This is a genomic window from Chamaesiphon sp. VAR_69_metabat_338, from assembly GCF_031423935.1.
Lineage (GTDB): Bacteria > Cyanobacteriota > Cyanobacteriia > Cyanobacteriales > Chamaesiphonaceae > Chamaesiphon.
This window is the reverse complement of the sequence record NZ_JANPGM010000619.1, coordinates 1-4,536: the sequence shown is the minus strand read 5'-3', so window position 1 is coordinate 4,536 and position 4,536 is coordinate 1. Positions and strand designations below refer to the sequence as shown.

3 protein-coding genes are annotated in these 4,536 nt (G+C 47.3%); 1 reads left to right on the top strand and 2 read right to left on the bottom strand.

Annotated features, from left to right (window positions below):
* Positions 1 to 499: 499 nt before the first annotated feature.
* Positions 500 to 2,407 (bottom strand): tRNA uridine-5-carboxymethylaminomethyl(34) synthesis enzyme MnmG, encoded by a 1,908-nt coding sequence (gene mnmG / locus RMO84_RS17035; RefSeq protein WP_310489628.1) that lies wholly within the window; start codon positions 2,405 to 2,407, stop codon positions 500 to 502.
* Positions 2,408 to 2,622: 215 nt separating this feature from the next.
* Between mnmG and RMO84_RS17030 the strand changes: the two genes are divergently transcribed.
* Positions 2,623 to 2,958, top strand: a complete 336-nt coding sequence (locus RMO84_RS17030; protein ID WP_310489627.1) for a type II toxin-antitoxin system HicB family antitoxin — start codon at positions 2,623 to 2,625, stop codon at positions 2,956 to 2,958.
* A 290-nt stretch (positions 2,959 to 3,248) separates the two neighbouring features.
* Here RMO84_RS17030 and RMO84_RS17025 read toward each other — a convergent pair whose 3' ends face one another.
* On the bottom strand, positions 3,249 to 4,418 hold the full coding sequence (locus RMO84_RS17025; protein WP_310489626.1) for a site-specific integrase: 1,170 nt from the start codon (positions 4,416 to 4,418) through the stop codon (positions 3,249 to 3,251).
* Positions 4,419 to 4,536: the final 118 nt, after the last annotated feature.

The following is a 4,536-nucleotide window of genomic DNA, read 5'->3' as shown; positions in this document are numbered from 1 at the left end:
GATTTTTTTGGTTGACGGAGTGACCTTTCATCTGCTCCTCCTGATTCCTCTTTTCTCTACTTTAACGCCACTTTGAGGCTTAAGTTGACACCACTGCCGTAGGGTGGGGTGGGTAGATCTCCGCATTCACCAAGATGAATCGAATGTTTTAGATAAAGATACCAGCCCGATCGTTCTGTCAGGCTGGTATTTTTGTAGAGATGTACAATCTCATATCAATACTAAATTTAGGTTGTCCCTCTGAAACCATTTATACGAGTGGATTGATTTCCCCTTTAGCTTTTCCCGATCTGACGATCGATATTCAACAGTTACTTGCTTAGATTTTCACCACGATCTCGATCGAACCAATCAGTCGATCTCCATACCTAAGATCGCTGGCAAAAACCGATCGATCGCATCTTTTGGGTGAAGAGGCGTAGGTTGGGTTGAGGAACGAAACCCAACATCTCAACAATCGATCGAAAGGTCTTTGGGTGTCACGATCGAGTTTTTAGACTCAGACTGCCGATGGCGTTATCTTCCGATCGCGTACTTCTAGCCAAATCAATAAAGCATTGATATCCGAGGGATTGACACCACCGATGCGGGTGGCTTGACCGATCGTCGCTGGTTGCACTTGAGCTAATTTTTCGCGCGATTCTTTCGAGAGGGTACCGATCGACTGATAATCGATATTAGGTGGTAATTTGCGATTGGATTGTTTGCTAACTTGGTCGATTTGATGTTGTTGGCGATTCAAGTAGCCAGCATATTTAATCTCAATTTCTGCCCCTTCTTGTTCGGCAATATTCAGGTCGGCATTACCCAATTCAAACTTAGTTAAATGGGGGTAATGTAACCCTGGGCGGCGCAATAATTCGGCTAGAGTTATCGAACCTTTAATGATTTCTCCAGTCGCTGCCGTAATTGCTCGACCAGTCGGATCTAGTTCTTTAACTCTAGTTTTTTCCAGGCGTTCTTTCTCGGCGATAATTTGTGCTTGTTTGCTAGTAAATAACTCCCAACGTCGATCGTCTATCAGGCCGATTTCTCGACCTAAAGGAGTCAATCTTTGGTCGGCATTATCCGATCGCAATAGTAGCCGATATTCCGATCTACTGGTGAGCATGCGATAGGGTTCGCGCAGATCTTTCGTACACAGATCGTCGATGAGAGTTCCCAAATAACTTTGCTCGCGTGGAAAGACAATCATCTCCTGCTGGTTGACAAACCGTGCCGCATTTACCCCTGCGACAAATCCTTGTCCGGCGGCTTCTTCATAACCAGTGGTACCATTTACCTGTCCCGCACAAAACAGCCCCTCGATTTTCTTGGTCATCAGAGTGGGATAACACTGTGTCGCGGGTAGATAGTCATATTCCACCGCATAAGCCGGACGCAACATCACGCACTCTTCCATCCCTGGTAGCGTCCGCAACATCTCAACTTGGAGACGTTCGGGCAAACCAGTGGAAAAACCTTGAATATATAATTCGGGAATCTCGCGTCCTTCCGGCTCGATAAAAATCTGGTGACTTTCCTTATCCGCAAACCGGACGATCTTATCTTCGATACTCGGGCAATAGCGCGGCCCTTTGGCATCTACCCAGCCGCCGTATACCGGCGACAGATGGAGATTTTCACGAATCAGGCGATGGGTTTCGGGAGTCGTCCGCGTCAGATGACAGGGAATTTGCTCTTTTTCTACCCACACGTCAGGGTCGAAACTAAACCAGCGCACCCGATCGTCCCCTGGTTGTGGTTCCATTTTAGAGTAGTCTACCGATCGCTTGTCTTCACGTGCGGGGGTACCAGTTTTCAGTCTACCTGTTTCAAAACCCAGTCGGTGAAGAGTTTCCGTCAAGCCGGTTGCGGCAAACTCGCCCGCCCGTCCGGCAGACATCGACTTATTCCCCACCCAAATCGTCCCACCGAGAAATGTCCCTGTAGTTAAAATTACCGCCTGACATTCAAACGCTACGCCAAAATAAGTCTCCACACCAATGACGCGATTATTCGCATCTAAAACCAGATCTGTCACCATCCCCTCCCGAATGGTGAGATTGTCCTGATTTTCGACGATAGTCTTCATCGCCGCTGCATATTCGCGCTTGTCCGTCTGCGCGCGTAACGCCCACACAGCAGGCCCTTTTGAGTCATTCAAGACCCGTTTTTGCAAGTAGGTACGATCGGCCATTTTGCCAATTTCACCACCCAGCGCGTCGATTTCGTGGGTGAGCTGAGATTTGGCGGGGCCGCCGACGGCAGGGTTGCAGGGTTGCCAGCCGATTTTGTCTAGGTTGAGGGTGAGTAAAAGCGTACGACAGCCCAATCGAGCGGTAGCCAGTGCGGCTTCACAGCCGGCATGTCCGGCACCGACAACGACAACATCAAAGGCATCTTGGAATGTAACGTCGGGATTCATAATTGATGGGGGAGGAACTAAACGCTCGAACTTATCCGCCCTGGAGCTAGAGGTGCGATCGGGTCTATGCTTTATTATATTCTGCTAGTCTGTGGATCTTATCGTCGATCGAGGCAGGAGCTATATTTTCAATATTAAAGGGGTTCGAGATTTTTTAGAGAGTGCTGGAATATCGAATAGTGACGAGTTATTTCAAGAAGAAGAGAATATTTGAGATGCTAAATTATAAGGAATACATCGGCTCGATCGAGGTTGACGTAGAATCGGGATTACTACACGGACGAGTTCTAGATATTCGAGATATGGTAACTGTTCAGGGTGTAACTGTTGCCGAAGCTAGACAGGAGTTGGAAACATCGGTTGATGACTACTTAGATTTTTGTGCAGAATTGGGACAAGAACCAGAAAAACCATTTTCAGGTAAACTACCATTTCGCACATCTGCCGAACACCATCGCCTCATTTTTTTGGAGGCAAATAAGGCTGGTAAAAGTATGAATGCTTGGATGGATGAGGTTTTGGTGCAAGAAGCAAAAAATCTAGTTTGCTAAACTAGATGATGCTGGAAAACCTCGATCGATTGCATTCTTGGCGTAATTAGGAAATGACAGCTATAAATTTAATCCTATCAATTGCGCTGAACCAAGAATGTATATAGATTAGAAAATAAGCGAGTGGCGGGAATCGAACCCGCATCAATAGCTTGGAAGGCTAGCTACGAAAAAGCGCGAAATCCCCTAACAGCGAGATGTTTACATTCTAGCTCGCTGCCAGCGGATCGGTATCCGGATCGAGATTGGTAGTTAAGGACGATGAAAGTACGCCATTTGAAAGATTTGAGCTACGATTTTATCTCTCCTAAATTCAGCGGTTGTACTTCAAGAGCCAGAGATGGATCGAGATAGCGTTTTTGAATCACTGGGATGCTGGTATCGCACCAAGCACAAACATTTGATGGGGACATATTCCCCGCGAGCTGGTGGGTGATGAACGAATCTCGACAACTATAAGGGGTTGAGTCTCTACCGATAATCGGCATCACTACTGGCTTCCAGATTTTGCCAGCAAAATAGGTATACAGAATCGTCTTTCCTGACAAAGAGGTAAAAATCAAGTCTTCCGGCTTGAAAGTGTCCCAGATGGCCTCATCTAGCAATTTCTCCAAGTCCCGATTGATAGGAAATTTCCGAGATTTATTATTTTTAGATCCAGTTGTGCGAACGGCTCGCCCCTGGACGCGGACGATCGCCCCGTTGAAGGTGATGTGAGATCGATCGGGTGCAATATCGCACACCCGCAAGCCGATCGCCTCCGATGGTCGGCACCCAGTCAGAAACAAGAAATCGACGAACATCGCATAATTCTCGATATTGATATCTTCATGCTCTGCGAATGCCGCTCTGACCTTCCGAATTTCATCCAAAGTCAACGCGTTGGGTTTCCCTTCTAACTCCCAAGCGTGTTGGGGCAAATCTCCCGCCATCCCTAAGTAAGGACTCGTCACGCCCGTCACCAGTCGATTCTTAATTCCCCACTCTGCTGCCGCATTGCAGTGGACTAGGATACGTTTGGTCATGCCGATCGTGGTGTTTTCCAGTAGCCACTCTCGAAACGCGAGCGCGTCGTCGATTTCCTGATAGGGATTGGCCTCAATTAATTTACCCAGTCCCACAGCCAGATGATCGTAATGAGATTCTTTGACAGTCGGCTGTTTATTGAGGTACTCGATCCACAGTTTCCCAATGTCGGCAATTCTTAAGGCTTTAGCTTTGGGCTTTAGGCGATATTTATCGAGAGTCTCGTCGAAATCTCCATTTAACATGTCACCACGTATTTGCAGGATTTTAGCTTCGGCGATCAGTTGATTGGCTGGGGTGTCATCTAATCCCAACGCAACAAACTGCGTTTTCTGTTCTGGCAGCAGCTCACTAGGGACTCTCAGCCGTAACCGCCCATCATTGATCGCCACGGTGATTTTACCCGATCGAGTAGATTTCTTTGCTCTGGGCACTTTGCTATTGGGTAGTTAAGGATAATTTGACAGCTCGAACCGATTCGATTGCTAAGTCTGCGATCGAAAAATTTAAAAACTTTAAATTTAAGCCGTCACCGTCGTCACCGTCGTCACC